The sequence below is a fragment of the Streptomyces sp. KR55 genome (assembly GCF_052245645.1).
Classification (GTDB): domain Bacteria; phylum Actinomycetota; class Actinomycetes; order Streptomycetales; family Streptomycetaceae; genus Streptomyces; species Streptomyces flavusporus.
In genome coordinates this window covers 1-1,688 of sequence record NZ_JBQQCE010000868.1, presented here as the reverse complement: position 1 = coordinate 1,688, position 1,688 = coordinate 1, and the positions used below count along the sequence as shown (strand labels likewise).

Here is a 1,688-nt window from a genome sequence, read left to right as displayed (position 1 = left end):
CTGAACATCAGCCCGGGGCCGCCGTCGGCGATGAGGTCGAGGGCGGCGCCCAGGACGGCGGCGTACGGGTCCTCGTCGGCGGGGCGGGCGGCCACCTGGGCCTGCATGACCGGGATGAGGTCCAGGACCTCGTCGAGGACCAGGTCCTCCTTGGAGGGGAAGTAGCGGAAGAAGGTCCGCTCGGTGACCCCGGCGGCCGCCGCGATGTCCCGCACGGTGGTCTGCGCATAGCCGCGTTCCTCGAACATGCGGTGGGCGGCCTCCTGGAGGGCCTTGCGCGTCGCCGCCTTGTGCGCCTCGCGACGCCCACGCGGCGCCGCGGAGGAGGTGTCGAGGGTTGCCATGTGAGGAGTATCGCAGGCGGAAAACCGACGGTACAGAATCTGTCAGTCATGACACCTTCGCTATGCTGTCAGTCATGACACTTTTTCGGAGGGGGCATGTGTTCCGCGGGCGGGTGTCCCGCAGGGCCCGCCTGATCACCCTGGGCGTGGCCGGCGCGGTGCTGGCCGCCGGGGGTGTCGCGGAGGCGGTGGCACGTCACCAGGCGGCCGACCGGCTCGCGGACCGCATGGAGCGCCGACTGCACACCGGGCTGGACGTGGGCTTCGGACCGACGCCGGTGATGCTGCAACTGGCCCGCGGGTCCTTCTCCCACGTGGAGGTCTCCGGTGAGGGCGCGACGTTCCGCCGGTTCTCCGGGGTCGACCTGCACGCCGAACTGGCCGATGTGGTCCGCACCGGCGACGGACTGTCGGTGGCCGACACCCGGGTGAGCGCCGAGCTGACGGACGCCGCGCTCGCCGACGCCGTCGCCACGATGACCGGGGGCGCACTGGGCGCCGCGGCGGTGACCACCGATCCGGAAAGCGGCGAACTGGTCGTGCAGGCCGGGCCGGCCGGACGGATCTCCATCGGTTTCCGGCCGGTCCTCGAGAAGGAGGGCATCCGGTTCGAACGCACCACGGTGCGCATCGGCGAACGCATCGTTCCCGACGCCCTCGCCGGCCAGCTGCTCGGGGACACCCCGCAGGAGCTGGACCTGTCCGGACTGCCCCTCGACCTGGAGCCGGAGCGGCTCGCCGTCACCGCCGACGGACTGCGCCTGGAACTGACGGGAGGCAGCACGACCGTGAAGGCCTGACCCGCTCCGCCCGACCGACGCCCCGGCCCACCGACACCCGTCCGTCTTCGGACCCCTATCGCACAAGCCACTACTGCACGAGGAGCATCTCCGTGGCGACATGGCTCTATCGGCTCGGTCTCGGCGCCTACCGCCGACGGCGGCTCGTCCTGGCGGCCTGGCTGGCCGTACTGGCGGGCGCCGTCTGCGCGCTGGTCGTCGTGGGCGGCAAGCTCGACAACGAGTTCACCATTCCCGGCTCCGAATCCCAGCAGGCCCAGGACACGATGGCCGAGGACTTCCCGGCGGCCGCGGGCACCAGCGCCCAGATCGTGTTCACCGCGCCCGACGGCGCGAAGGTCACCGATCCGCAGGCCGCCCAGGGCATCCAGCGGACGCTGACCGCCGCGCAGGACGCCCCGCAGGTCGCCGCCGTGATCCCGCCCGACAAGGCGGGCACCGTGACCCGCGACGGGCGCACCGCGCTCGCCCAGGTCAACTACGACGTCAGCCGCTCCGACCTGGACGACGGCACGCTCGACTCACTGGAGGAGACCACCAAGGC

Annotated in this window: 3 protein-coding genes; 2 read left to right on the top strand and 1 reads right to left on the bottom strand. The window is 72.1% G+C overall.

Annotation, left to right across the window (positions count from 1 at the left end):
- A partial coding sequence (locus tag ACTWQJ_RS51105; RefSeq protein WP_443313153.1) for a TetR family transcriptional regulator occupies window positions 1-344 on the bottom strand: 344 nt, incomplete at its 3' end.
- A gap of 74 nt (window positions 345-418) precedes the next feature.
- On the opposite strand from ACTWQJ_RS51105, the gene ACTWQJ_RS51100 reads away from it, so the two are divergent.
- Together ACTWQJ_RS51100 and ACTWQJ_RS51095 are read left to right on the top strand one after the other, a co-directional pair.
- Window positions 419-1,144: an LmeA family phospholipid-binding protein gene (locus tag ACTWQJ_RS51100; protein WP_443313152.1), complete on the top strand. Its 726-nt coding sequence runs from the start codon at window positions 419-421 to the stop codon at window positions 1,142-1,144.
- A 92-nt stretch (window positions 1,145-1,236) separates the two neighbouring features.
- The coding region (locus ACTWQJ_RS51095) for an MMPL family transporter (RefSeq protein WP_443313151.1) at window positions 1,237-1,688 on the top strand (452 nt) is incomplete at its 3' end.

What these genes read in the sequence shown, in the direction of transcription:
- ACTWQJ_RS51100 (WP_443313152.1), top strand. Translation starts at nt 419, where the DNA reads ATGACACTTTTTCGGAGGGGGCATGTGTTCCGCGGGCGGGTGTCCCGC.